Annotated in this window: 26 protein-coding genes; 19 read left to right on the top strand and 7 right to left on the bottom strand. The window is 73.6% G+C overall.

Annotated features, from left to right (window positions below; translation table 11 throughout):
- Window positions 1–19 precede the first annotated feature (19 nt).
- A complete protein-coding gene (locus tag ACFYOJ_RS29365) occupies window positions 20–418 on the bottom strand; it encodes a hypothetical protein (protein WP_356556247.1) in 399 nt (132 codons plus the stop codon).
- A gap of 407 nt (window positions 419–825) precedes the next feature.
- Entirely contained in the window at window positions 826–1,257 is a 432-nt protein-coding gene (locus ACFYOJ_RS29370; RefSeq protein WP_356556246.1) for a hypothetical protein, read from the bottom strand.
- 152 nt (window positions 1,258–1,409) lie between these two features.
- Here ACFYOJ_RS29370 and nsrR point away from each other — a divergent pair, with 152 nt between their 5' ends.
- Window positions 1,410–1,856: a nitric oxide-sensing transcriptional repressor NsrR gene (gene nsrR / locus ACFYOJ_RS29375; RefSeq protein ID WP_356556244.1), complete on the top strand. Its 447-nt coding sequence runs from the start codon at window positions 1,410–1,412 to the stop codon at window positions 1,854–1,856.
- Window positions 1,857–1,929: 73 nt separating this feature from the next.
- Window positions 1,930–3,126 (top strand): globin domain-containing protein, encoded by a 1,197-nt coding sequence (locus ACFYOJ_RS29380; protein ID WP_356556242.1) that lies wholly within the window; start codon window positions 1,930–1,932, stop codon window positions 3,124–3,126.
- A gap of 104 nt (window positions 3,127–3,230) precedes the next feature.
- Here ACFYOJ_RS29380 and ACFYOJ_RS29385 read toward each other — a convergent pair whose 3' ends face one another.
- The gene (locus ACFYOJ_RS29385) at window positions 3,231–3,581 is read right to left on the bottom strand and encodes a hypothetical protein (RefSeq protein ID WP_356556241.1); all 351 of its coding nucleotides are present in this window, start codon (window positions 3,579–3,581) and stop codon (window positions 3,231–3,233) included.
- 244 nt (window positions 3,582–3,825) lie between these two features.
- On the opposite strand from ACFYOJ_RS29385, the gene ACFYOJ_RS29390 reads away from it, so the two are divergent.
- The 8 genes from ACFYOJ_RS29390 (at window position 3,826) to ACFYOJ_RS29425 (ending at window position 11,368) form a co-directional block, all read left to right on the top strand.
- Window positions 3,826–4,512 carry an adenosylcobinamide amidohydrolase gene (locus ACFYOJ_RS29390; protein ID WP_356556240.1) on the top strand — a complete coding sequence of 229 codons (687 nt, stop codon included), beginning with the start codon at window positions 3,826–3,828 and terminating at the stop codon, window positions 4,510–4,512.
- Window positions 4,513–4,655: 143 nt separating this feature from the next.
- Window positions 4,656–5,414: a PepSY domain-containing protein gene (locus ACFYOJ_RS29395; protein WP_356556238.1), complete on the top strand. Its 759-nt coding sequence runs from the start codon at window positions 4,656–4,658 to the stop codon at window positions 5,412–5,414.
- A gap of 129 nt (window positions 5,415–5,543) precedes the next feature.
- Window positions 5,544–5,972: a hypothetical protein gene (locus ACFYOJ_RS29400; protein ID WP_356556236.1), complete on the top strand. Its 429-nt coding sequence runs from the start codon at window positions 5,544–5,546 to the stop codon at window positions 5,970–5,972.
- Between the two features lie 253 nt (window positions 5,973–6,225).
- Window positions 6,226–7,866 (top strand): phosphoglucomutase (alpha-D-glucose-1,6-bisphosphate-dependent), encoded by a 1,641-nt coding sequence (gene pgm / locus ACFYOJ_RS29405; RefSeq protein ID WP_356556234.1) that lies wholly within the window; start codon window positions 6,226–6,228, stop codon window positions 7,864–7,866.
- Between the two features lie 140 nt (window positions 7,867–8,006).
- Window positions 8,007–8,444 (top strand): ATP-binding protein, encoded by a 438-nt coding sequence (locus ACFYOJ_RS29410; protein ID WP_356556232.1) that lies wholly within the window; start codon window positions 8,007–8,009, stop codon window positions 8,442–8,444.
- A gap of 358 nt (window positions 8,445–8,802) precedes the next feature.
- Window positions 8,803–9,288, top strand: a complete 486-nt coding sequence (locus ACFYOJ_RS29415; protein WP_388598227.1) for a hypothetical protein — start codon at window positions 8,803–8,805, stop codon at window positions 9,286–9,288.
- 111 nt (window positions 9,289–9,399) lie between these two features.
- On the top strand, window positions 9,400–10,080 hold the full coding sequence (locus ACFYOJ_RS29420; protein ID WP_356556229.1) for a class F sortase: 681 nt from the start codon (window positions 9,400–9,402) through the stop codon (window positions 10,078–10,080).
- A gap of 148 nt (window positions 10,081–10,228) precedes the next feature.
- Entirely contained in the window at window positions 10,229–11,368 is a 1,140-nt protein-coding gene (locus tag ACFYOJ_RS29425; RefSeq protein WP_356556227.1) for a SchA/CurD-like domain-containing protein, read from the top strand.
- A gap of 87 nt (window positions 11,369–11,455) precedes the next feature.
- Here the strand turns inward: ACFYOJ_RS29425 and ACFYOJ_RS29430 are convergent, their stop codons facing one another.
- Both ACFYOJ_RS29430 and ACFYOJ_RS29435 read right to left on the bottom strand, forming a co-directional pair.
- Entirely contained in the window at window positions 11,456–12,484 is a 1,029-nt protein-coding gene (locus ACFYOJ_RS29430; protein ID WP_356556225.1) for a methyltransferase, read from the bottom strand.
- A 65-nt stretch (window positions 12,485–12,549) separates the two neighbouring features.
- On the bottom strand, window positions 12,550–13,608 hold the full coding sequence (locus tag ACFYOJ_RS29435; protein ID WP_356556223.1) for a right-handed parallel beta-helix repeat-containing protein: 1,059 nt from the start codon (window positions 13,606–13,608) through the stop codon (window positions 12,550–12,552).
- A 163-nt stretch (window positions 13,609–13,771) separates the two neighbouring features.
- Here ACFYOJ_RS29435 and ACFYOJ_RS29440 point away from each other — a divergent pair, with 163 nt between their 5' ends.
- The 4 genes from ACFYOJ_RS29440 (at window position 13,772) to ACFYOJ_RS29455 (ending at window position 16,869) form a co-directional block, all read left to right on the top strand.
- A complete protein-coding gene (locus ACFYOJ_RS29440; RefSeq protein ID WP_388598231.1) occupies window positions 13,772–14,578 on the top strand; it encodes a restriction endonuclease in 807 nt (268 codons plus the stop codon).
- 74 nt (window positions 14,579–14,652) lie between these two features.
- A complete protein-coding gene (locus ACFYOJ_RS29445; protein ID WP_356556221.1) occupies window positions 14,653–15,189 on the top strand; it encodes an isochorismatase family cysteine hydrolase in 537 nt (178 codons plus the stop codon).
- Window positions 15,190–15,517: 328 nt separating this feature from the next.
- Entirely contained in the window at window positions 15,518–15,883 is a 366-nt protein-coding gene (locus ACFYOJ_RS29450) for a transglycosylase family protein (RefSeq protein ID WP_356556219.1), read from the top strand.
- Between the two features lie 110 nt (window positions 15,884–15,993).
- On the top strand, window positions 15,994–16,869 hold the full coding sequence (locus ACFYOJ_RS29455) for an oxygenase MpaB family protein (RefSeq protein WP_356556217.1): 876 nt from the start codon (window positions 15,994–15,996) through the stop codon (window positions 16,867–16,869).
- A 92-nt stretch (window positions 16,870–16,961) separates the two neighbouring features.
- On the opposite strand, the gene ACFYOJ_RS29460 is transcribed toward ACFYOJ_RS29455, so the two are convergent.
- The gene (locus ACFYOJ_RS29460) at window positions 16,962–17,729 is read right to left on the bottom strand and encodes a sulfite exporter TauE/SafE family protein (RefSeq protein WP_356556215.1); all 768 of its coding nucleotides are present in this window, start codon (window positions 17,727–17,729) and stop codon (window positions 16,962–16,964) included.
- Window positions 17,730–18,235: 506 nt separating this feature from the next.
- On the opposite strand from ACFYOJ_RS29460, the gene paaA reads away from it, so the two are divergent.
- From paaA to paaE, 5 genes are read left to right on the top strand one after another with little or no spacing between them, the layout of a single operon-like run.
- Window positions 18,236–19,213, top strand: coding sequence for a 1,2-phenylacetyl-CoA epoxidase subunit PaaA (gene paaA / locus ACFYOJ_RS29465; protein WP_356556213.1), 978 nt, complete (start codon window positions 18,236–18,238; stop codon window positions 19,211–19,213).
- A complete protein-coding gene (paaB, locus tag ACFYOJ_RS29470; protein WP_356556211.1) occupies window positions 19,210–19,503 on the top strand; it encodes a 1,2-phenylacetyl-CoA epoxidase subunit PaaB in 294 nt (97 codons plus the stop codon). Before paaA ends, paaB begins: the two co-directional genes overlap by 4 nt.
- Before the next feature lie 9 nt (window positions 19,504–19,512).
- Window positions 19,513–20,340 carry a 1,2-phenylacetyl-CoA epoxidase subunit PaaC gene (paaC, locus tag ACFYOJ_RS29475; protein ID WP_356556209.1) on the top strand — a complete coding sequence of 276 codons (828 nt, stop codon included), beginning with the start codon at window positions 19,513–19,515 and terminating at the stop codon, window positions 20,338–20,340.
- Window positions 20,334–20,840 carry a 1,2-phenylacetyl-CoA epoxidase subunit PaaD gene (gene paaD / locus ACFYOJ_RS29480; protein ID WP_356556207.1) on the top strand — a complete coding sequence of 169 codons (507 nt, stop codon included), beginning with the start codon at window positions 20,334–20,336 and terminating at the stop codon, window positions 20,838–20,840. Before paaC ends, paaD begins: the two co-directional genes overlap by 7 nt.
- Complete coding sequence (gene paaE / locus ACFYOJ_RS29485; RefSeq protein WP_356556205.1) at window positions 20,840–21,961, top strand: 1,2-phenylacetyl-CoA epoxidase subunit PaaE; 1,122 nt, start codon at window positions 20,840–20,842, stop codon at window positions 21,959–21,961. The genes paaD and paaE overlap by 1 nt, the downstream gene beginning before the upstream one ends.
- Before the next feature lie 37 nt (window positions 21,962–21,998).
- Here paaE and ACFYOJ_RS29490 read toward each other — a convergent pair whose 3' ends face one another.
- On the bottom strand, window positions 21,999–22,574 hold the full coding sequence (locus ACFYOJ_RS29490) for a TerB family tellurite resistance protein (protein ID WP_356556203.1): 576 nt from the start codon (window positions 22,572–22,574) through the stop codon (window positions 21,999–22,001).
- Window positions 22,575–22,998 lie beyond the last annotated feature (424 nt).

Consider the following 22,998-nt stretch of genomic DNA (forward strand, 5'->3'; position numbering starts at 1 on the left):
CCGGGGGACCCGGTCCGGCTCACGGGTCCGTACGCTGCCGCTGCCGCATCTGCTTGTTGTGCCAGGCGATGGCACGGCGGATCTGCGGCTCGCGCAGGCCCGTCCGGCAGGCGAGCTGGTCCATGGAGAGCGCCGGCGGACCCGTGGTCAGCGCCCGGTTCAGCTTCGCCGCCCAGAGCTCCTCCTCCACGAAGGGCCGGTCCTGGTAGCCGTCCTTGACCATGTCGAAGTGGTCGTCGCAGCACGCGGTGATCAGCCGCAGCCCGTCGAGCCGTTCGTCGGCGGCGTGGGCGGCGGACGAGTCGGGCGCGTAGCCGCGCACGGCCTCGTTCTCGGGGAAGACCTTGGCGCACAGATCGCACAGTTCCATGGGAACGCGTCCGGTCCGGCGTCCTTTCCTGCCCTTACGGTTCCACATCGCGCCTCCTGGAATCACCGCCCGGCAGTGCCGACGCCGCAGGCCGTGCGGGGGCCTGCGTCCGGAATTCCGGAGTTACCCGACGGCAGGGCGGCAAACACCCCGTACGGCGTACGCCCGTGCCCGGGAGGGAGGGGTGCCCGGCGCGCCGTCGGTGCCCGGGCCCGGGGCGGCCGCAGCCGGTCGAGGCGGGAGACGACGGGAGACCGTCACGCCGTGCGGCACGACGGGGGCGGGGACGGTGAAGATCACCACGGACCGCAGTTCCCCGGCTGTGCCGCCCGGCCGGTCGGCGGCCGGGCGACGAGCAGCAGGAGCAGTCCGGCGGTGAGCAGCCGCTCGGCCTGCTCGTCGAAGTCGTGCCGCCACGGTGCGGCAGCCGTGGCCGTGTGCGGCGCCGGTGTCGCTCAGACGCCGCCCGGGCGCGGCAGGCCGGCGGCACCGGGCGGCTGGACGCGCATGCCCGGCCGGCGCCGGTGCACGGTCAGATACGTCACCCCGTCGGGCCCCGCCGCCACCGCGCGCGTGGAACCGTGCGGCAGCCAGGTCAGCAGCCCCGCGCGCAACGGCTGCTCCCCGTCGGTGCGGACGAGGGTCGCCGTGCCGTCGAGGACCAGGAGCAGGACGTCGAGGTCGGGCTCGGTGTGCGTGCCGACCCGTCCGGACGGGGGGAGGCGGACCACGTTGGCGTCGAGCTGCCGTCCCGGCTCCGCCAGCCGCCACAGGGCACCGGCCGGCGTGTCGGCCCCGAGTGCCGACAACTCCGCGGTGTCGCACAGCACGTGGGGGAGGGGTGCCGCCCCGCCCGTGCCGGGGGAGCCGCCGTCCTCCGTCGCCATCCGGTGTCACCTCCGCTGTGTGTCCGACCCGGCCGGGCCGCGGCCCCGTCGAGCGGTCCGCCCGGCGGCGGACCGCCGGGTGACGCACTCCACAGGGCCCCGGCCGCCGGATGAAGACGAATCTAGCATGCGTATTTGATAGCGTCCGGGGCGTGCGGCTGACGAAGTTCACCGACCTGGCGCTGCGTTGTGTGATGCGCCTGGCGGTCGTGAGAGACGGCGACGCCCCCCTCACCACGCGCGAGGTGGCCGAGGTCATCGGCGTGCCGTACACGCACGCGGCGAAGGCCATCACCCGCCTGCAGCACCTCGGCGTGGTGGAGGCCCGGCGCGGCCGTGGCGGCGGGCTGACACTGACCGGCCCGGGGCGCGGCGCCTCGGTGGGCCGGCTGGTCCGCGAACTCGAGGGCGACGGCGAGGTCGTCGCCTGCGAGGGCGGGACGCCGTGCCCGCTGCGGGGTGCCTGCCGGCTGCGGGGCGCCCTGCGCGCCGCCCAGGAGGCGTTCTACGGCGCGCTCGACCCGCTGACCGTCGCCGACCTGGTGGCCTCGCCCACCGGCCCGGTCCTGATGGGCCTGACGACCCGCCCGCCCGGCTGACGCCCGAGCGGGCCGGCCGGTGCCGGCCTGTGGCGCAAAACACGAAAATAATCTACCAATTCAAGGAGTCGCTGTGCTCTCCGAACAGTCAGTCCCCGTGGTCCGGGCCACCCTTCCGGCCGTCGGAGCGGCCATCGGTGACATCACCGAGCTGTTCTACAAGAAGCTCTTCGACGCCCACCCGGAGCTGCTGCGGGACCTGTTCAACCGGGGCAACCAGGCCAGCGGCGAGCAGCAGAAGGCACTGGCGGGGTCCATAGCGGCGTTCGCCGGCATGCTCCTGGAGCGCCCCGACGAACGCCCCGACGCGATGCTGTCCCGGATCGCGCACAAGCACGCCTCCCTCGGCGTCACCTCCGACCAGTACAAGGTCGTCCATCACCACCTGTTCGCGGCGATCGCGGAGGTCCTCGGCGACGCCGTCACCCCCGAGGTCGCCGCCGCCTGGGACGAGGTCTACTGGCTGATGGCCAACGCGCTCATCGCCGTCGAGGCCCGCCTCTACCAGGAGGCCGGGACCGCCGAGGGCCAGGTCTGGCGCCGCATGGAGATCGTCGGGCGGCGCGAGGAGAGCACCGACGCCGTCTCCCTCGTGCTGCGGCCGGCCGACGGCCGCCCCGCCACGCCCTTCCGCCCGGGCCAGTACGTCAGCGTCCGGTCCGAACTGCCCGACGGCTCGCACCAGATCCGCCAGTACAGCCTGTCCGCCGCACCCGGCCGCGCCGACCGGCGCATCACCGTCAAGCGCGTCCAGGGCGCCGGCCGGCCCGACGGCGAGGTCTCCACCTGGCTGCACGCCGAGGCGCGCGAGGGCGATGTCCTCACCGTCTCCGAGCCGTTCGGCGACCTGGCGCTGGAGGAGGGCGACGGCCCGCTGCTCCTCGTCTCCGCCGGAATCGGCGTCACCCCCGTGCTGGCCATGCTCGACCACCTGGCCGCCACCGGCTCCCGCCGTCCGGTCACCGTCGTCCACGCCGACCGCACCCCCGCCGACCACGCCCACCGGCAGGAACAGCTGGAGCTGACCGGCGCCCTCCCGGACGCCCGCCTCCACCTCTGGTACGAGGAGCCCGGCGACCGGGCGCCGGAGGCGTCGGCCGGACGCGCCGACCTCGGCGGCGTGGAACTCCCCGCCGGGGTCACGGTCTACCTGTGCGGCCCGGTGCCCTTCATGCGCACCGTCCGCGGCGACCTGCTGCGCCGCGGAGTCCCCGCCGCCGACATCCACTACGAGGTCTTCGGCCCCGACCTCTGGCTCGGCCGGCAGTAGCCCCGGCCGGGAAACCGGCCGCGGCGCGGTCCGGAACGGCACATCGACCGCCGTCCCGGACCGCGCCGCAGTCCCGCACCGCGGTCCGGGGCCCGCGTACCGCGCTACGCCGCCGCGGTGAACGCGGTCGTGACGGCGGTGTCGACCCTCGCGTGGACGACCAGGCGCGGCCCGGACGTGTCGGCGTTGTCCTCCAGCAGCCGCCGGACGGGGGCGCTGTGGGCGACCACGCTCATCAGTACTCCGAGGCGCGAGCACCACTGGTGGGCCCGGAGCACGGCACTGACCGCGGCACCGCTGGAGGCCTCCTCGGCGAGGACTATGACGACCGGAACCGGCTGATGGGCGTCGACCAGGTTGGTGATGCGCGTGGACAGCAGTGCCCGTCCGTCGATTCCCGGATCCTGGTCCACCGTGATGACGAGGACTCCGTGCTCCAGGGTGTGGGACAGCATCGTGGTGGCCTCCGATCTGACGCCTGACGGCGAAGTGTCTTCAGTGAACGTGCCCCGGAGCCGGTCCGCAATGCGCGGCGACGGCACCACCGCCGGGCGGGGAGGCGCGGCGTCCCGGCACGCGGTGGTCCCCGTGTCCGGACGGCCCCGGTACGAGCCCTGCCGCCGAGGGCCCGGCGGCCCCCTCGCCGGCGCCGCGTACGATCGTCCGGTCCGTCTCCGAACCGGCAAGGAGCCCCGACCGGTGTCCGCCCTCCTCCCCCCGCCCCGAACCGGGCCGCCCCGCCTGCTCGCCCCGGAGCACCTGACGCGCGAGGAGGACGGCGAACGGCTGCACGCCCTGCTGTGGCGACTCGGACCCGGCTGGCGGATGGCCGGCAGCGCGGTGCTCGGCGGCGGGATCGCGGACTGCGCGTGGGTGCTCAACGCCCAGGTGGCGCACGGCTACCGGCGCACCGACCCCGCACGCCACCTCGCCGGTCTGGCCCGCGCCGCCGGAGCCGAGGGCCGCGGCATGGGGATGATGACCGCCGCCGACGTCCGCGCCCTCGGCCTCGCCGGGGACGGCGGTGCGGAAGCCGCCGTGACCGCGGGCGTCTCGGTACGCGGATGGGCGGCCGCGCCGCAGGAGACCGGCACGGCGACGCCGGTGCCGGGCACGATCAACATCGTCGCCGTCCTGCCGGTGGCCCTGAGCGACGCCGCGCTGGTCAACACCGTCGTCACGGCGACCGAGGCCAAGGTGCAGGCACTGCTGGAGGCGGGCTACGACTGCTCCGGCACCCCCACCGACGCGGTGTGCGTGGCTGCCCGCGCCCCGTTTCCCGGCGCGCAGGTGCATGCCTTCGCCGGGCCGCGTTCCGAGTGGGGCGCCCGGCTGGCCCGCGCCGTCCACCGCGCCGTGCTCGACGCCCTGCCGCCGCACGGCTGACCCGGGCGGCCTCCTCGGACGGCGCGCACGGCCGCGCGCGGTGGAGCCGGGAGACCGTTCACAGAGCCGGACGTTCCGGCCATTCGGGTGTCTTCTCCCCCCAACCGGTATGACAAAAGGGCCGAACGGTTACGGAGAGGGACATGAGCTCTGCGCGACGACTTCCCCCCATGCGTTCGATGGCCGTGCTGTGCGCCCTGGGCAGTTCCGTACTGCTGATGACGGCCTGTACCAATGCCGACACGACACGCTCGAGTGTCGCCGAGGCGGCACCCACGGGTTCTCCGTCGGGTTCCGCCTCGGTCTCCGAATCCGCCTCCCCCACCTCCGCCTCCCCCACCTCCCCCTCGCTGAACGAGGACGAGGCCGACCGCAAGGCCCTGGTCCCGCTGGCCAAGGTGACCTGGGACAAGGCCGCCGACACCGCCGTCAAGGAGGTGTCCGGCGGCAAGCTCGTCGACCTCGAACTGAAGAGGACCTCGTCCGAGGCGACCGCGTCGCCCACGGGCTCGCCGATGCCGAGCACCCCGAACGCCGCGCCCAGCGCGGGCGCCCCCGAGTGGGAGGCCAAGGTCGCCGCCTCCGACGGCACCGTGCACCGGGTCGACATCGACGCGGTCAGCGGCAAGGTCTTCCGCACCCAGGTCGACGACGACCAGGACGCAGACGACAAGAAGAAGACCGCCGACCTGCTGAAGAAGGCCACGCAGACCCCGCAGCAGGCGGTGAAGGCGGCCACGGACAAGACCAAGGGCACCGTCACCCACGTCGAGCTCGGCGACAAGGACCAGAAGGCCGTGTGGGCCGTCGACGTCGTGTCGACCGACACCTGGGACAAGACGACCGTCGACGTCGACGCCACGAACGGCAAGATCCTGCGCGAGCACGTCGACCGCGACTGAGCGCAGCCACCCGAAACACACCGGGAGCAGCGGGCCTCGACGCCCGGCTGCTCCCGTTCGCCGTGTCGCCGGGGCGCCGGCCGGGCGCGGCGCGTGTTTGCCGCCGAAGCGACAGGCAAGGCGCTCTCCATGAGCGATCCGAGCAAGGACACGAACCAGAACTCCGACACCACCCGGACGGCCGGGACCAAGGCCCGTGGCGCCGCGGACCGCGCGACGGCACCCGCCTCGCGCGCCGCGAAGACCGCCGGGGGCAAGGCCGCTGACGCCGCGTCAGCGGCGAGGGCGGGGGCCGAACGCTCGGCCCGGGCCGCGAACGGGGCGGTGCAGACGGCGGCGCAGGGCGTCGAGGCCGGACGCCGGGCGGTCGTCACCACCACGGGCCACGTCGCCACCACGGCGAGGACGGCGTGGACGGTCATCGCGCAGCGCCGCCTCGTTGCCGCCGGCGTGGGCGCCGGCCTGACCGCGCTGAGCGCGGCCTCCTACGCGATGGGCCGCCGCGCGGGCCGGCACACGCACGGCCCGCTCACCCGGCTCACCGGCGGCCGGATCTGACACCCGCCGCGAGGGCGCCCGCGGACACCCCGCGAGCCGCTCCGCCGGACGGGGACCGACCGCCCGGCGGAGCGGGCACGGCACCGAAGGACCCGGTGGCACCGCCCTCGCCGGCGCGCCGCCTCCCGGCGTGCACGCTGCCTGACCCGGCACGGCGCGGAGACCTCTCCAGGTACTGAAGGACCGCCCGCCGCCCCGGCAGGGGAAGATAGGACGGCGAGCGAATGCCTGACCGAAGCGGAGGAGTGGGCGCATGCAGCACGAGCGAGCCGGACAGCCGGCCGGCCCCGAGGACCTGATCGACGTCGCCCGGCTGGTGACGTCCTACTACGCCCTGCACCCGGACCCCGCCGAGCCCGGGCAGCGGGTCGCCTTCGGCACGTCCGGGCACCGCGGGTCGTCCCTTGCGACGGCGTTCAACGAGGACCACATCGCCGCGACCAGCCAGGCCATCTGCGAGTACCGCGCGGCCCAGGGCACCACCGGCCCGCTCTTCCTCGGCGCCGACACCCACGCCCTGTCCGAACCGGCGAGGATCACCGCGCTGGAGGTGTTCGCGGCCAACGACGTCACCGTCCTCATCGACACCGCCGACGGCTACACCCCCACCCCGGCCGTCTCCCACGCCATCCTCGCCCACAACCGGGGCCGCACCTCGGGCCTCGCCGACGGCGTGGTCGTCACCCCCTCGCACAACCCGCCGGCCGACGGCGGCTTCAAGTACAACCCGCCGAACGGCGGCCCCGCCGGCTCGGACGCGACGTCCTGGATCCAGGACCGGGCCAACGAGATCATCGCGGCCGGCCTGAAGGACGTCCGGCGCGTCCCCCACGCCCAGGCGCTCGCCGCGCCCGGCACCGGCCGCTACGACTTCCTCGGTGCGTACGTCTCCGACCTGCCGAGCGTCCTGGACCTCGACGCGATCCGGTCCGCCGGGGTGCGCATCGGCGCCGACCCGCTGGGCGGGGCCTCCGTCGCCTACTGGGGCCGGATCGCCGAGCAGCACCGCCTCGACCTCACCGTCGTCAACCCGCTCACCGACCCCACCTGGCGCTTCATGACGCTGGACTGGGACGGCAAGATCCGCATGGACTGCTCGTCGCCGCACGCGATGGCCTCCCTCATCGGGCAGCGCGACCGCTTCACCATCGCCACCGGCAACGACGCCGACGCCGACCGGCACGGCATCGTCACCCCCGACGCCGGGCTGATGAACCCCAACCACTACCTGGCCACCGCCATCCACTACCTGTACGCCCACCGCACCGAGTGGCCCGCCGACGCGGGCGTGGGCAAGACACTGGTGTCCTCCGGCATGATCGACCGGGTCGCCGCCGACCTCGGCAGGCGGCTGGTCGAGGTGCCCGTCGGGTTCAAGTGGTTCGTGGACGGACTGGTCGACGGCACGCTCGGCTTCGGCGGCGAGGAGTCCGCCGGCGCCTCCTTCCTGCGCCGGGACGGCTCCGTGTGGACCACGGACAAGGACGGCATCATCCTGGCCCTGCTCGCCTCCGAGATCACCGCCGTCACCGGCAGGACCCCCTCCGAGCACTACGCCGCCCTCACCGCCCGCTTCGGCGAGCCCGCCTACGCCCGCATCGACGCCCCCGCGACCCGCGAGGAGAAGGCCCGCCTGGCCAAGCTGTCCCCGGCCCAGGTCACCGCCGACACCCTCGCGGGCGAACCGGTCACCGCCGTGCTCACCGAGGCGCCGGGCAACGGCGCGGCCATCGGCGGCATCAAGGTCACCACGGAGAACGCCTGGTTCGCGGCGCGCCCCTCGGGCACCGAGGACGTCTACAAGATCTACGGCGAGTCGTTCCTCGGCCCGGACCACCTCCGGCAGGTGCAGGACGAGGCCAAGGACGTCGTCCTCGGCGCCCTGGGCGGCTGATCTCCGGGCGGGCGGCCCCGCGCGTCCCGGCCCGGCCCCGGTCCGACGGCCGTGGCCGGATGCGCCGATGTCCGATGTTTCCCGGGTTCCGGGGTAGACGGCCGGCGTAGCGGTCAAGGCTCGGGAAGAGGGCGGATCGGATGAACGGGGCTGCCCGCGAGGGGAACCGGCGAGGAGAAGCGCTGGCCAGGGCTTCAGCGGAGTACGAGGGCAGACCTGGTGACATCGCCCGCGGCCGGGAGCTGGCCCGAGGTTTCCTGGCGCGTGCGCGGACCGCTCAGGGGCTCGTGGTGTCCGACCGCGCGATGGACGTGGTGCAGCTGGTGGTCAGTGAGCTGCTGACGAACGCCTGCAAGTACGCGCCCGGCCCCTCCCTGGTCGATCTGGAGCTGGGCGAGGGGCAGGTCGAGGTGACCGTGTGGGACAGCGACCCGGTGCTGCCCGTGCCCGGGGCCCCGGACCCGGACCGGGTCGGCCGGCACGGGCTGGAGATCGTCATGGCCGTCTGCCAGACCTTCGAGGTGCACCGGGAACCGGTCGGCAAACGCACCACGGCCGCGGTGCGGCTCGGCGACTGACCGAGTGCCGAGGCCGGTACCGGGGCCGGGGCCGGCCCGATCGGGCACGCATCCCGGCCTGTAGCGGCCCACCTGGCGGGCCGTCAGGCCCGACGGCCCGTCCGGTCGGCGACCGGCGCCGCCCGTACCGGCCCGGCGCCTGCGGGAACCGGTGGGCCACTGCTGGAGCGGTCGCCCGGCGCTGACGGGGAGAGCCGGCCGAGGCCGCCCGCCGGACCCGCTGGGAGGCGGGTGTTCACCCGCGTGAGCGCCTTGAGTGGTGGAAGCGGGAAGGCTGGCTGACGGTGATTCACGTCGGGGCCGGGTCCCCTCAGCTGACGAAGCACCAGCTGCCCGGCCGTGACGGAAGGAACCTCAGATGCGCTCTGCCCGCACCCTTCTGACCACAGCGGCGGCCTCGGCCGTCCTCGTCCTCGGCGCCCCCGGCGCCTACGCGGACGGTGGCGACTGGAACCACGAAGACTCTTCCTACAGCAAGGAGCAGGACCACGGAGGCAAGCACGACGGGCCGCGCGGCGGCATGCACACGGGCGGCGGTGCGCTGACCGTCGCGAACGAGGGCGACTGGGGCGGTTCCGGCGGCGACGAGGGCGGCCGTTCGCGGGGCGGCGACGAGGGCGGCCGTTCGCAGGGCGGCGACGAGGGTGACCGTTCGCGGGGCGGCGACGAGGGTGACCGTTCGCGGGGCGGCGACGAGCGGGAGCGGCCCCACGGCGGCATGCACACCGGTGGCGGCGGGCTCTCCCAGTCGGGGACGACCGCCGGCGGGCTCGCCGTCCTGGCCGTGGCCGCAACCGGTCTGTACGCCGTGCGACGCAGGAAGTCGGCTCAGGGAACGGTCTGAGCCATGCCGGGCGCGATAGCAGTCGGGCCGCCACCCGCACACCGCGTGGCGGCCCGGCTCGCGTCCCGTCCACCCCCGCCCCGCTGCCGCGCTCTAGTGAGGTGGTCCTCGATGGCAGCCCCCCCTTCCTCCCCCGCCGGTGACCCGTCCTCCCAGACCGGCCAGGGCTCCCGCAGCGGCCTGATCGTGCTGTGTGCCGTCGCCCTCCTGGTCCTGGCGATGAACCTGCTCGGCGGCCGCGGCACGCCGGCCGACTCCTCCCCTCCTCCGGCCTCCCCGCGGGCCGGTGCGTCGGCCCCGGCCACGACGGCCCCGGCAGTGACGGACCCGGCCGCGGACCTGCCCCGCTCACGGCCCGTACGCCTGCTGATCCCCGAGATCTCCGTCGACGCCCCCTTCACCGACCTCGCCATCGGCGCGAACAGACAGCTCCAGCCCCCGCCGCCCGACGACACCAACCTCGTCGGGTGGTACGCCGAGGGAGCCTCCCCCGGGGAGACCGGCACCTCGATCATCGCCGGGCACGTGGACACCTCGACGTCCGCCGCCGTCTTCGCCCGCCTCGACCAGCTGGAGGCGGGCGACGTCTTCCACGTCGAACGGGCCGACGGCCGCACGGCGTCCTTCGTGGTCGACAGCCTGGAGACCTTCGACAAGGACAACTTCCCCAGCGACCGCGTCTACGGTGACGCGGACCGCCCCGAGGTACGGCTCATCACCTGCGCGGGAGAGTACGACCGCAAGATCAAGGACTACACCGACAACCTGGTGGTCTTCGCACACCTCGCCTGACCCGGTTCCGGGCCCCGGCCGCGCCGGTCACCCGCGCAGTGCACACGGCTCGCGCGGACCCGGGGGCGGTCACAGGATCGAGGCACGCCGGCGTCGCATCACCGCTTCTGACGTTCAGCCCCGCCCCCGCGAAGGAGATGTGCGCAGGATGACCATGACCACTCCCGCTCCCGAACCGCTGACGCGACCGGTGCCGCACCGCGTCTCCCAGTCCGTGTTCGACGGTTCCCGGCTTCGCGTCGTCCTGCTGGTGGACGTCAACGACGGAGCGCAGCAGCAGTTCCTCGAGACGTACGAGCAGTTGCGCAGCCACGTCGAGTCCGTCCCCGGGCACGTGAGCGAGCAGCTGTGCCAGTCCATCGAGAACCCCTCCCAGTGGCTCATCACCAGCGAGTGGGAGAGCGCCCCGCCGTTCCTCGACTGGGTGAGCAGCGAGGAGCACGTGCGGATGGTGAGACCGCTGCACAGCTGCGTCCGCGACACCAGGTCGCTCCGCTTCCACGTCGTCCGCGAGACCGGCGCCCCGGCGGCCGCCGCCGAGAGCGGCAGGGGCGGTCTGCAGACGTCTCCCCGTGTCGGCGACGGCGTGATCCGGCACGCGCTCACGTTCACGGTGGAGCCGGGCAGCGAGGAGACCGTCGCCAGGATCCTCGCCGACTACGCCGCCCCCGAACCGCAGGTAGACGGCGGCACCCGGCTGCTGCGCACCTCCCTGTTCATGCACGGCAACCGGGTGGTGCGGGCCATCGAGGTACGCGGCGACCTGCTCGCCGCACTGCGGCACGTCGCCCGGCAGCCCGAGGTCCGGGCCGTCGAGGAGGCCGTCAACCCGTACCTGGAGCAGGACCGGGACCTGAGCGACCCCGAGTCGGCCCGGGTCTTCTACACCCGGGCCGCGCTGCCCGCCGTCCACCATGTGACGGCGGGGCGGGAGGAGCCGGCCGCGGAGCGCCACGCTCTGTCGTACCCGGCGCGTCCGGGCTGCGGCACGCGGCTGGCCCGGCTGCTCGCCCAGCGGGACGAGGCGGCGGCGGACGACCCCGGCAGTCCGGTCCTGCGCAGCACGATCTTCCAGCGCGACGACATCGTGGTCCGGCTGATCGACGTACGCGGCGGGCTCGACGCCTGTGACCCGGCGGTGGCCCTGGGCCTGCCCGACACCGGTCAGGCCGCCGAACTCACGACGCTCGTGGACGCTTTCGGCGGGGAGGGGGACGGCGGCCTGGCCGAGGCCCTCCGGCAGGCGCGCATGACCCCCGTCACCGACCGCCGTTCACCCGGCGACTGAGACGGCACCAAGGCGGCGAACCGCATCGGCCGCCGGACCGCGACACGCGCGGTCCGGCGGCCGGTGTGCTGGGCGCCCGAGGCCGGTCTACTCGGGCACGGTGCAGTCGAACGCGTGCAGATAGGGATTGACCGGGCGGATGTCGCCGATGACGAGGCCCGCGTCGGTCAGCCGGCCGGTCATGCTGTCGGCGGTGTGCTTGGCGCCTCCGACGTTGAGCAGCAGCAGCAGGTCCATGGCGGTGCTGAACCGCATGGAGGGCGTGTCGTCCACGAGGTTCTCGATGACCACGACGCGTGCGCCCGGGCCGCCCGCCTCCTTGACGTTGCGCAGGGCGCGGGCGGTGCTGTCGTCGTCCCACTCCAGGATGTTCTTGATGATGTACACGTCGGCCCGCACGGGGACGGACTCGCGGCAGTCACCCGGCACGATGCGTACCCGGTCCGCGAGCGAACCGCCCGCGCGCAGCCGGGGGTCGGCGTTCTCCACCACCCGCGGCAGGTCGAGCAGGGTGCCGTGCATCGACGGGTACTTCTCCAGCAGGCTCGCCACCACGTGCCCCTGGCCGCCGCCGATGTCCGCCACCGACGCGCTCCCCGACAGGTCGAGGAACGCGGCGACGTCCTCGGCCGACTGCCGGCTGGAGGTCGTCATGGCGCGGTTGAAGACCTCGGCGGACTGGGGGGCGTCCTCGTTGAGGTAGGTGAAGAACTCCTTGCCGTACAGGTCCTCGACGACGTTGCGGCCGGTGCGCACCGCCTCGTCGAGCCGGGGCCAGGCGTCCCACGTCCACGGCTCGGTGCACCACAGGGTGATGTAGCGCAGGCTGTGCGGGTCGTCCTCGCGCAGCAGCCGTGACATGTCGGTGTGGGCGAACGTGCCGTCCTGGTGCTCGGCGAAGACGCCGTGACAGGTCAGGGCGCGCAGCAGCCGGCGCAGCGGCCGGGGCTCGGTCTTCACCGCGGCCGCGAGGTCCTCCGCGGTCATCGGGGTGTCGCCGAGCGCGTCGGCGACACCGAGCCGGGCGGCGGCGCGCAGGGCGGCGGCACACGCCGCCCCGAACACGAGCTCCCTCAGCCGCATCGGCGGGGGAGGGACGGTCTGTGCGGTCGTCATGTGCCGCTTTCCTTCCTTCTTCGGCCCGTGGGCCTTCTTCGGAACACGGGGCTACGGCTCGGTGGTCAGCACAGTCCCGCGGGCTCGGACGCCCGGCACGAGTTGCCGCTGAAGGTGTTGCTCCCGGCGGCCTCCGTACTGACCAGGTCGGCGGGCGCGTTGTCGCGCAGCCTGTTGCCGTCGACCTCGTTCTTCTCGCCGGTGACGCCCACGAAGCTCTTGAACAGGACGATGCCGCCGGACAGCGGGGAGGTGCCGGCGTTGCCCTCGACGGTGTTGTCCGCGACCAGGACCTTCTCGGTGCCGGTCAGGACGATGCCGGAGCCCTGCAGGGCGGGCAGCCGCTCGGTCTTCGGGCAGGACTTGTTGTTGCGGACGACGTGGTTGTCACGGACCACGAGGTCACCGGTCTTGGGGGTGTTCTCGTCACCGACGACGAACACGCCCGCGCAGTTGCCCGTGACGTGGTTGTCCTCGACGGCGAGGTTGCGCAGCCGCCGGACGGTGACGCCGATCCGGTTGCCCTCGAGCCGGTTGCGCGCGACGACGGTGCCCTCGGTGTCCTGGGCGCCTTCCTCGGCCGTGATCGTGTTGGCGAGGAAGATGCCCGCGTCGCCGTTGTCCTCGGCGGTGTTGCCGAGGAAGAAGCCGTGGACCGAGCTTTCCTGGGCGATTCCCCAGACACCGTTCTTCACGGCGGTCACGTTGCGGACGGTCAGCCCGTCGGTGGCCACCGAGTACACGCCGGTGCGGGTGAAGCCGGTCACCGTCAGGTCGGCGACGGTGACGCCCTTGACTTTCTTGTCCTTGGTGCCGACCACGCAGACGCCGTTGCCGCCCTCGGCGCAGGTGCCGGCGGCCTTCTCGGTGCCCGGCCGGATGACCGTGTGCCGGCCCGTGCCGCGCAGGGTGAGCCCGGGGGTGCTCACCTTGACGCTCTCGTGGTAGGTGCCGGCGGTGACGAGGACGGTGTCGCCCGCCTCGGCGGCGTCCACCGCCTTCTGGATCGATTCTCCGGGGTGGACCACATGGGTCCTGTGGACGGAGCCCGCCGGGGCCGCGCCCAGACCCGTTCCGACCAACGCTGCGGTGCACACCAGGTACACGACATGGCTTTTCTTCATATTGGACACGTTATGCCCGACAAGTCGGCATGCGGGAGTGATGAGCCGTCCGACGGCGTGTCATGTGCCGGGTTCTCGTGGGGTGTTCGCGGCGCGTGACCTGTGCGGCCGAGGGCAGACGTAAGTGTGATCTTCGTATTGACTTTTCGAGGAGGGCCCAGCCGTGACAGCGCCGGAGCACCCTGCACGCCGCATGCCCACCGGCCGCCGTTTCGATCTGCGCGCGACCGCCATGTTCTTCGGGCTCGCCGCCCTCGGTCTCGGCCTCGTCGGGCTGGTGGCGCGCATGGCGTTCGGCGTCGCCGAGCGGCGTCCCGCGTGGGCCGTGCTCCTGTCGCTGGGGGTGGCCGTGGCCGTCGTCATCGGCCGGCGGGGACGGAACCGCGTCTCGGCCGCGAGGCTGGCCCGCCGCACCACGGACGCCCTGGAGCAGGCCACGGCCACGGCGCTCGACGCGCTGGACGCGGAGCGCCCCGCGGAACCGGCGCCGCCGGCCGTGCCCTGCGACCGGTCCGCCGCGGTGGTGGTCACCGACCACGACGCACTGACCCCGGACGAGTTCGAGCAGGCCATAGCCGACCTGTGCGTACGGGACGGGTGCGCCGAGGTGGAGGTGGTGGGCGGGGCCGGCGACCTCGGCGCCGACGTGCTGGCACTGACCCCGGACGGCCGGCGTGTCGTCATCCAGTGCAAGCGCTACGGCGAGGACAACAAGGTCGGCTCCGAGGAACTGCAGCGCTTCGGCGGCACCTGTTTCACCGTCCACGGGGCGGACGTGGCGGTCCTCGTCACCAGCAGCGACTTCACCGCGCCCGCCGCCGACTACGCGCGGCGGTGCGGCATAGTGTGCGTGGACCGGGCGGGGCTGCGGGCGTGGAGCGAGGGCACGGGGCCGGCGCCGTGGGTCCCGGAGCCCCGGGCCGGGCGGGAGCTTTTGGACCGAGAGCTCCCGGACCGGGCGTGGCAGTGATCCCGCCGCGCGTTCCGCCCCGCCACCGGCCCGGCGGAACGGTTCGTCCGCTTCCCGGTGGCAACCTGGACGGCATGGGCAAGACCGCACTGATCGTCATCGACATGATCAACACTTACGACCACAAGGACGCCGAACAGTTGCTCCCGTCCGCGGAGTCCGTGGTGCCGGTGCTGACCGGCCTGCTGCGACGGGCACGGGACAGGGGCGTCCCCGTGATCTACGTCAACGACAATTTCGGCGAGTGGCGCTCGCACCACGGGGAGATCCTCGACAAGGCCCTGTCGGGGCCGCACGCCCGGCTCGTCGAGCCGCTGCGGCCCGACGACTCCTCCCTCTTCGTGGTCAAGGCCCGCCATTCGATCTTCTTCGAGACCCCGCTGACCTACCTGCTCCACGAGCAGGGCATCGACCGTCTCGTGCTCACCGGACAGGTGACCGAGCAGTGCGTGCTCTACTCGGCACTCGACGCCCACATCCGCCACCTCGACGTCGTCGTGCCGCGGGACGCGGTCGCCCACATCCACGCCGACCTCGCGGACGCCGCGCTGCGCATGATGCAGCGCAACATGGGTGCCCGGGTGTGCGAGAGCGGTGAGCTGTGGGCGTGAGGCACTGCCGCGCGGGACACCGGGCGTGACGCTCGCGGGGTGCCCGCGCGGCGGCCGGCGGGTGCCCCGGCCGGGTGCCGGGTGAGACCGAGGTCATCGCGAAACCGTGGGCGCGGACCGAGGCGCGGCCGGGCCCCGTCGTCCGGCCGGGGGACGTCCGCGGGGTTCTCCGCACGGGCGAGGGCGCATGTACGGCGCCCCGCACGGAGACGGTGTGCCGCGACGGCGGTGCCGAGTGCCACGAGCGGGGGTTCTGCCTGCTCCGTCCGGCGCAAGAGGGCGACGGCCTGCACGACGTCCCGCCGTCACCTGGGGTAACAGTCTCGGTATGATCTGTAGACGACATGCTCATGTGAGCGCGAAGCGTGGCGTGCGCGGCCACGGCATCCCGACGGCCCTGGTGGCGCTGACCGCCGCCGCCGTACTCGGCACGGCCACCCAGGCGACGGCCTCGTCCTCGGCTCCCCACCGAACCGACTGGGACGCCATCGCCGCGTGCGAGTCCAGCGGCAACTGGCAGGCGAACACCGGCAACGGCTACTACGGCGGCCTGCAGTTCGCGCAGTCGAGCTGGGCGGCGGCCGGCGGCCTCCGGTACGCGCCGCGCGCGGACCTCGCCACCCGCGCGGAGCAGATCAAGGTGGCCGAGCGCCTGGCCCGCATCCAGGGGATGTCGGCCTGGGGCTGCGCCTGAGCCCACCCGGATCCGGGGGCGGGCGAACCGATGTCTCCTCCGTGCCGGCCCGGGCACACGTACTTCTGAGGTCCGTCCGGCCCCGGCAGACCAAGGAGGGCTCGGCAGTCATGAGACTTCCCCCGGCAAACCCCCTCCCCGGCCCGCGTGCCCGGCTCGGGGACATGATCTTCTCCAGGGTGGCGGGGCCGGACGGCCGGGACAACCGTGCCCGCATCCACGGCACGCCCGGCCCCCGGTGGTTCGGTCCCGACCGGCCGGTCAGGCGGGTGCACGGGGACGCCTCGATGTTCATCGGCGGTCTGTCCGCCCTGCTGCTCCAGTCGCTCCACCCCCTGGCCATGGCGGCCGTGTCCGCCCACTCCGGATTCCGCGGCGACCCCTGGGGACGGCTGCAGCGGACCAGTACCTTCCTGGCCGTCACCACCTTCGGCACGGCCGACAGCGCCCAGAAGGCCTGCGACCGGGTACGGGCCGTCCACGGGACGGTGCGCGGCACCACCTCCGAGGGCCGGGCGTACTCGGCCGCCGATCCGCACCTGCTGTGCTGGGTGCACGTCGCGGAGGTCGACAGCTTCCTGCGCGCCCACCAGCGCTACGGCGCCCGGCCCCTGGACGACGAGGGGTGCGACGGCTACGTGGCCGACATGGCGCGCGTCGCCACGGCGCTCGGGGTGCCCGACCCGCCCGTCGACCGCGCCGGACTCACCGAGCGGCTGGACGCCTACCGCGGCGAGCTCCGGGCCGGCGACGAGGCACGGGACACCGCCCGGTTCCTGCTGCTCGACCCGCCCCTGCCGCTCCTGGCGCGCCTCCCGTACGGCGTGATCGCCGCCAACGCGGTCTCCCTGCTGCCGCGATGGGCCGCACGGGCTCTGCGGCTGCCGCGGGCGGCCCCGGCCGAGAAGCTCCTGGTGCGCCCGCTCGGCACGGCCGTGACCGCCGGGATCCGCTGGGCGATGTCCCCGCCCCGCGACACCGCGTGACACCGCGGTGCGTCACCGGGCGGCGTCGGACGTCGCCCGCCCCGCAGAGCCTCGGCCGTTCTCGCGCCCTGCGGCCGTGGGGCCGGGCCCGGTCAGCGCAGCAGCAGCTGGACGAGCGCGACGGTGCCGATCGTCACGACGACGGCCCGCAGGACCGCGGAGCTGAAGCGGCGGCCCACCCTGGCACCGAGATGCCCGCCGAGCGCCGACCCGGCCGCGATGAGCACGACGGCCGTCCAGTCGAAGCGCGCCGCGAAGAGGAAGAAGAGCGCGGCGACGGTGTTGACGACGGCCGACAGGACGTTCTTCACGGCGTTCAGGCGCTGCAACGGCTCGTCGAGAAGCATGCCCATCAAGGAGAGGTAGACGATGCCCTGCGCGGCGGCGAAGTAGCCGCCGTAGACGCTGGCCAGCGTCAGACCGCCGAACAGCAGCGGACCGCCGTCGCGACGGGCGGTGCGGCCGGCCCGTTCCCGTCGCCGGCGCACCAGGGCGCCGAGCCGGGGCTGGAACGCCACCAGCACGAGGGCGAGGGAGACCAGCACCGGCACGATCGTCTCGAACGCGTCGGCGGGCAGGGAGAGCAGCAGGGTGGCCCCCGCGAGTCCGCCGAGCAGGGCGCCTGCGCTCAGCTTCAGGACGCGCCGGCGCTGGCCGCGCAACTCCTCGCGGTAGCCGATGGCGCCGCTGACGGAACCGGGGATGAGGCCGAGGGCGTTGGACACCGTCGCCGTGACGGGAGGCAGACCGGCGGCCAGCAGTACGGGAAACGTGATCAGCGTTCCGGAGCCGACGACGCTGTTCACCGCGCCGGCCCCCAGACCCGCGGTGAACACCGCCGCCATCGCCTCCGGCGTCATGCCGGACCGCCTCGCGCCGGCCGGACGCCGCGCCGGACCGCGTTCTGTGCGTCGTTCACGGCGCCGACTGTACCGACCCGGTCGGAAGCGGTGATCACCGGTCCTCGGCCGGGCCCGGATCTCCCTCCCCCGGCACCGGTCCGCCTGAGTGCGCGGTGATGCGATCGGTTCCCCGCCCGCGGTCCGGCCGCCGGCGCGGCGGTCGTCGGCCCGCTGTCCCTCACGTCCCCTTCGTCGTCGTCCCGGACGCCTCGTCCGCGGCGGGCTGCGTGTCCGCCGCGGACGGCCCACGGGCTGTGTCCGGCCCGCCACCGCCTTGTCTGCCGACCGGGCATTCGGCAACCGTGCGCCACGGCTCGGTGATCCGGTCGTGCTGCGGCCTGTCGAGGGGCAGCCCCCGTGTCCCGCTCCCCGGAGGGGTGACGGCCGGTTCCGGGTCTTGCCCGGCCGGGGCGGACGCGTCAGACTGGTGCCGAACGAATGGTCGGTTGGGGAAGCTGGTATCGATGATCACGACACACACCGCCGAGGCGCCGCCCCCCGAGGGGCTGCAGGAGCACTTCGACGCGACGATCGCGCACGACCAGCGGATCGAGCCGCGCGACTGGATGCCGGACGGGTACCGGAAGACACTGATCCGGCAGATCGCCCAGCACGCGCACTCGGAGATCATCGGCATGCAGCCGGAGGGCGAGTGGATCACCCGCGCCCCGTCGCTGCGGCGCAAGGCGATCCTGTTCGCCAAGGTCCAGGACGAGGCCGGCCACGGGCTCTACCTGTACTCGGCGGCGGAGACCCTCGGCGCGGACCGCGCCGACCTCACCGAGCGGCTGATCGAGGGCCGCCAGAAGTACTCCTCGATCTTCAACTACCCGACGCTGAGCTTCGCCGACGTCGGCGTGATCGGCTGGTTCGTGGACGGCGCGGCGATCTGCAACCAGGTGCCGCTGTGCCGCAGCTCCTACGGGCCGTACGCGCGCGCGATGGTGCGCATCTGCAAGGAGGAGTCGTTCCACCAGCGGCAGGGCTACGAGCTGCTGATGACGATGATGCGCGGCACCGACGCACAGCGCGAGATGGTGCAGGACGCGGTGGACCGCTGGTGGTGGCCGTCCCTGATGATGTTCGGCCCGCCCGACGACGCCTCGCCCAACTCGGCGCGGTCGATGGCCTGGAAGATCAAGCGGCACAGCAACGACGAACTGCGCCGGCGCTTCGTCGACATGACGGTCCCGCAGGCCGAGAAGCTCGGCGTCACCCTGCCCGATCCGGAGCTGCGCTGGAACGCGGAGCGCGGACACCACGACTTCGGCACCCCCGACTGGGACGAGCTGATGCGGGTCATCCAGGGCGACGGCCCCTGCAACGAGCAGCGGATCCGGCGGCGGCGGACGGCACACGAGGAGGGCGCCTGGGTGCGCGAGGCGGCCACCGCCCACGCCGCCAAGCAGGCCGCCCGCGCGGAGAAGGGAGCGGCGGCATGACCCCCGCGAAGCAGGACTGGCCGCTGTACGAGGTGTTCGTGCGCGGCAAGCGCGGCCTCAACCACGTCCACGTCGGCTCGCTGCACGCCGCCGACGACGCGATGGCCCTCACCCACGCCCGCGACCTCTACACCCGGCGCAACGAGGGCGTCAGCATCTGGGTCGTGCGCTCCGAGCACATCGCCGCCTCCACCCGCGACGAGAAAGATCCCTTCTTCGCCCCCAGCGCCGACAAGGTCTACCGCCACCCGACCTTCTACGACATCCCCGACGACGTCCCCCACATCTAGGAGCAGGGAATGAGTGACGACCACGTCTACCTGACCCTGGCCGAGGGACACGAGGACGACACCCGCTGGGCCTACGGAACCGGCTTCGAGAACCCTCTGCACGGCGTGGACACCACCGTGCCCGAGGGCGTCGACGCAGGTGAGCTGGCCGCCCTGTGCGTCGCGCTCGCCGACGACGCCCTCGTCTCGGCACAGCGGCTCGCCGAGTGGGTCACCCGCGCGCCCGAGCTGGAGGAGGAGGTGGCGCTGGCCAACATCGGCCTCGACCTCCTCGGCCAGGCCCGCCTGCTCTACTCCCGCGCCGGCCGGGCCGACGGCACCGGCCGCACCGAGGACGCCTACGCCTACTTCCGCGACGCCGCCGATTTCCGCAACGTCCGCCTGGCCGAACTGCCGCGCGGCGACTTCGCGTTCGCCATCGCCCGGCTGCTGGTCCTCTCCGCCTGGCGGCTCGCGCACTTCGAGCGCCTCGTGTCCCACCCGGACCCGGTCCTCGCGGCCGTCGCCGCCAAGGGCGTCAAGGAACTGGCCTACCACCGGCAGTACGCCGCCGAGTGGGCCGTACGCCTCGGCGACGGCACCGACGAGTCCCGCCGCAGGATGCGCACGGCCCTGGAACAGGTCGCCCCCTACCTCGGCGAGCTGCACGCCGCGTACGACGCGCGCGACGAGCTCACCGGTGTCCTGCGGCAGGTCACCGAGGCGGCCGGACTGCCCCTGCCCGTGTACCGGCCGCTGCCCGGCTCCGGCCGCGACGGCGAGCACACCGAACATCTCGCGCCGCTGCTCACCGAGCTGCAGAGCGTGGCCCGCGCCCACCCGGAGGCGACGTGGTGAGCACCGCCGCGGACGCCCGGCACGCCCGGCGCATAGCCGAGCGGGTGCCGGATCCCGAGCTGCCCATGCTGACCCTCGCCGACCTCGGCGTGCTGCGCGACGTCGAGACGACCGAGGACGGCACGGTCGTCGCGAGCCTGACCCCCACCTACTCCGGCTGCCCCGCCATGGCCGAGATGCGGGCGGACGTCGCCGCACGGCTGCGGGACGCGGGGTACACGCGGGTGGAGATCCGTACGGTCCTCGACCCGCCCTGGAGCAGCGACTGGATCACGGACGAGGGCCGCCGCAAGCTCACCGAGCACGGCATCTCCCCGCCCGGCGCCGCCCCCCGCGGCCCGGTGCCCCTCGTGCTGTCGCCCACCCGGCGCACGGTGCCCTGCCCCCGGTGCGGGGCGGCGGACACCGAGGAGACCTCCCGTTTCGCCGCCACAACCTGCAAGGCGCTGTGGCGCTGCCGGGCCTGCCGCGAACCGTTCGAGCACGTCAAGGAGATCTGATGGCCCCGACCGTCCCCGCCTCGGCCTCCCGCGCCCCGGCCGCCCCGGCACGCGTCCGCCGCCGTCCGGCCTTCCACCCTCTGCGGGTCGCCGCCGTCCAGCGGCTGTGCGCGGACGCGGTCGCCGTCACCTTCGACATACCGGACGAACTGGCCGACGAGTTCGCCTTCGCCCCGGGACAGTCGCTCACCCTGCGGCGTGTCATCGACGGCCGCGACGAGCGCCGCTCCTACTCCATCTGCTCACCGGCCGGTTCGGCGCCGCGCATCGGCGTCCGCGCCGTGCCCGGAGGGCTGTTCTCGTCATGGCTCGTCGACGAGGTGCGCCCCGGCGACACGGTCGAGGTGATGGCCCCGACCGGCCTGTTCACCCCCGACCTCACCACGGCCGGACACCACGTACTGATCGCCGCGGGCTCGGGCATCACGCCGATGCTGTCCATCGCCGAGTCGGTACTGGCCGCCGACGACCGCTCCACCGTCACCCTCTTCTACGGCAACCGCCGCACCGACACCGTCATGTTCGCCGACGAGCTGGCCGATCTGAAGGACCTGCACCCCGCCCGCTTCCAGCTCGCCCACGTCCTCTCCCGCGAGCCCCGGGAGGCCGAGGTGCTCTCCGGCCGCCTGGACGCCGAACGGCTCACGGCGCTCGTCGACGCCCTCGTCGACGTCCAGGCCGTCGGCCACTGGTGGCTGTGCGGCCCCCAGGGCATGGTCCTCGACGCCCAGCGGGTCCTGGCCGGCCTCGGCGTGCCCGCCGAGCGCGTGCACCGGGAGCTGTTCTTCGCCGACGACGAGCCCGTCCGCGAGGTCCACCACGAGGAGGCCGGCCCCGAAGGCCCGGTCAGCGAGGTCACCGTCACCCTGGACGGCCGCTCCACCACCGCCGCCCTCCCCCGGGGGCGGACCATCCTCGACGGCGCCCAGCGGACGCGGCCCGACCTGCCGTTCGCCTGCAAGGGCGGCGTCTGCGGCACCTGCCGCGCCCAGGTCACCGACGGCACGGCGGACATGCGGCGCAACTACGCCCTCGAACCGGCCGAGGTCGACGCCGGATACATCCTGACCTGCCAGTCCTACCCGGTCTCCGACACGCTGACCGTCGACTACGACAGCTGACCCCGCGGCGCGGCGCGCTGCGCCCCGGGGAGAGGCCTCAGACGCCGAACTCCGAGGGATTCAGCCCCAGTGCGGTGCACGCCTCGCGCACCGCGTACTGCTCGGCCGGCTCGAAGACCCCGTCCGCACCGGCGACGACCATGCCGGTCTGGACGACCGCCCGGGCCTCCGCGGGCTTCTTGGCGGCCTTGGCGATCACCTGCAACGCCTCGGCCCTGCCCGCCTCGAAGTTGCCCAGAAGCCGGTCCACGTGCTGGTTGAACCGCTGCCGGAGCTGGTCCGCGGGGAAGTTCTGCAGGACCTCGTTGGAGACGATGAGCTCCTCCACCCGCTGCCGCTCCGCCGGTTCGACCTGTCCGTCGGCCGCCGCCACCAGCGCGCACATGGCCATGCTCGCGTCCCGGTAGGCGCCGCTCTTGAGCTCCGTCCTGACCGACGCGAGCTGGGTCTTGAACAGCCCGATCAGCTGAGCCTTGGAGCCGCCGGAGGACGACGGGCCCGGCCGGCCGAACGCCTGCTGCCCCTGTCCCTGCCCGTGCCCGCCCGTTCCCCGCGCGCCCTGGGACTGCTGGAGCGTCTTGGCCTGGTCCTTGATCCGGTCCCACATCGCCACTCGTGCCACCTCGGCTTCTGCTGCGTATCGGTTGCTGCGTATCGGTCGTGGTCCGCGATCGTTCTCGCGTCACGGCCCGTCAGGTTGAACGCTCCCGGGCCGGGAGCAGTTCCCGGATCGTAAAGGAAAAGCAAAAAGGAAAGCGGGATCGTCCGGGCCCGTCACCCGGACGGGCGCCGCCCTCGAGGCTCCTCACCCTGCCGGGCACCGGGCCGCCTTCCTGGCCGATGCCCGTCCTGCCCGGCCGATGCCCGTCGCCGACGGTTCTGATGTGCGCCCTCCGGGCGGCTGCGCTAGAGTCTTCCCAGGTCGTCCAGCCACCACCCGGTGGATGTCCGTGCGTTGGTCGTCTAAGGCAAGACGTCCCGCTTCCTGCGGGGAAATGCAGGTGCAAGGCCTGCCCGGCGCTCCAGTGCGAACCCCC

The organism is Streptomyces sp. NPDC006384 (assembly GCF_042870695.1).
Taxonomy (GTDB): Bacteria; Actinomycetota; Actinomycetes; order Streptomycetales; family Streptomycetaceae; genus Streptomyces.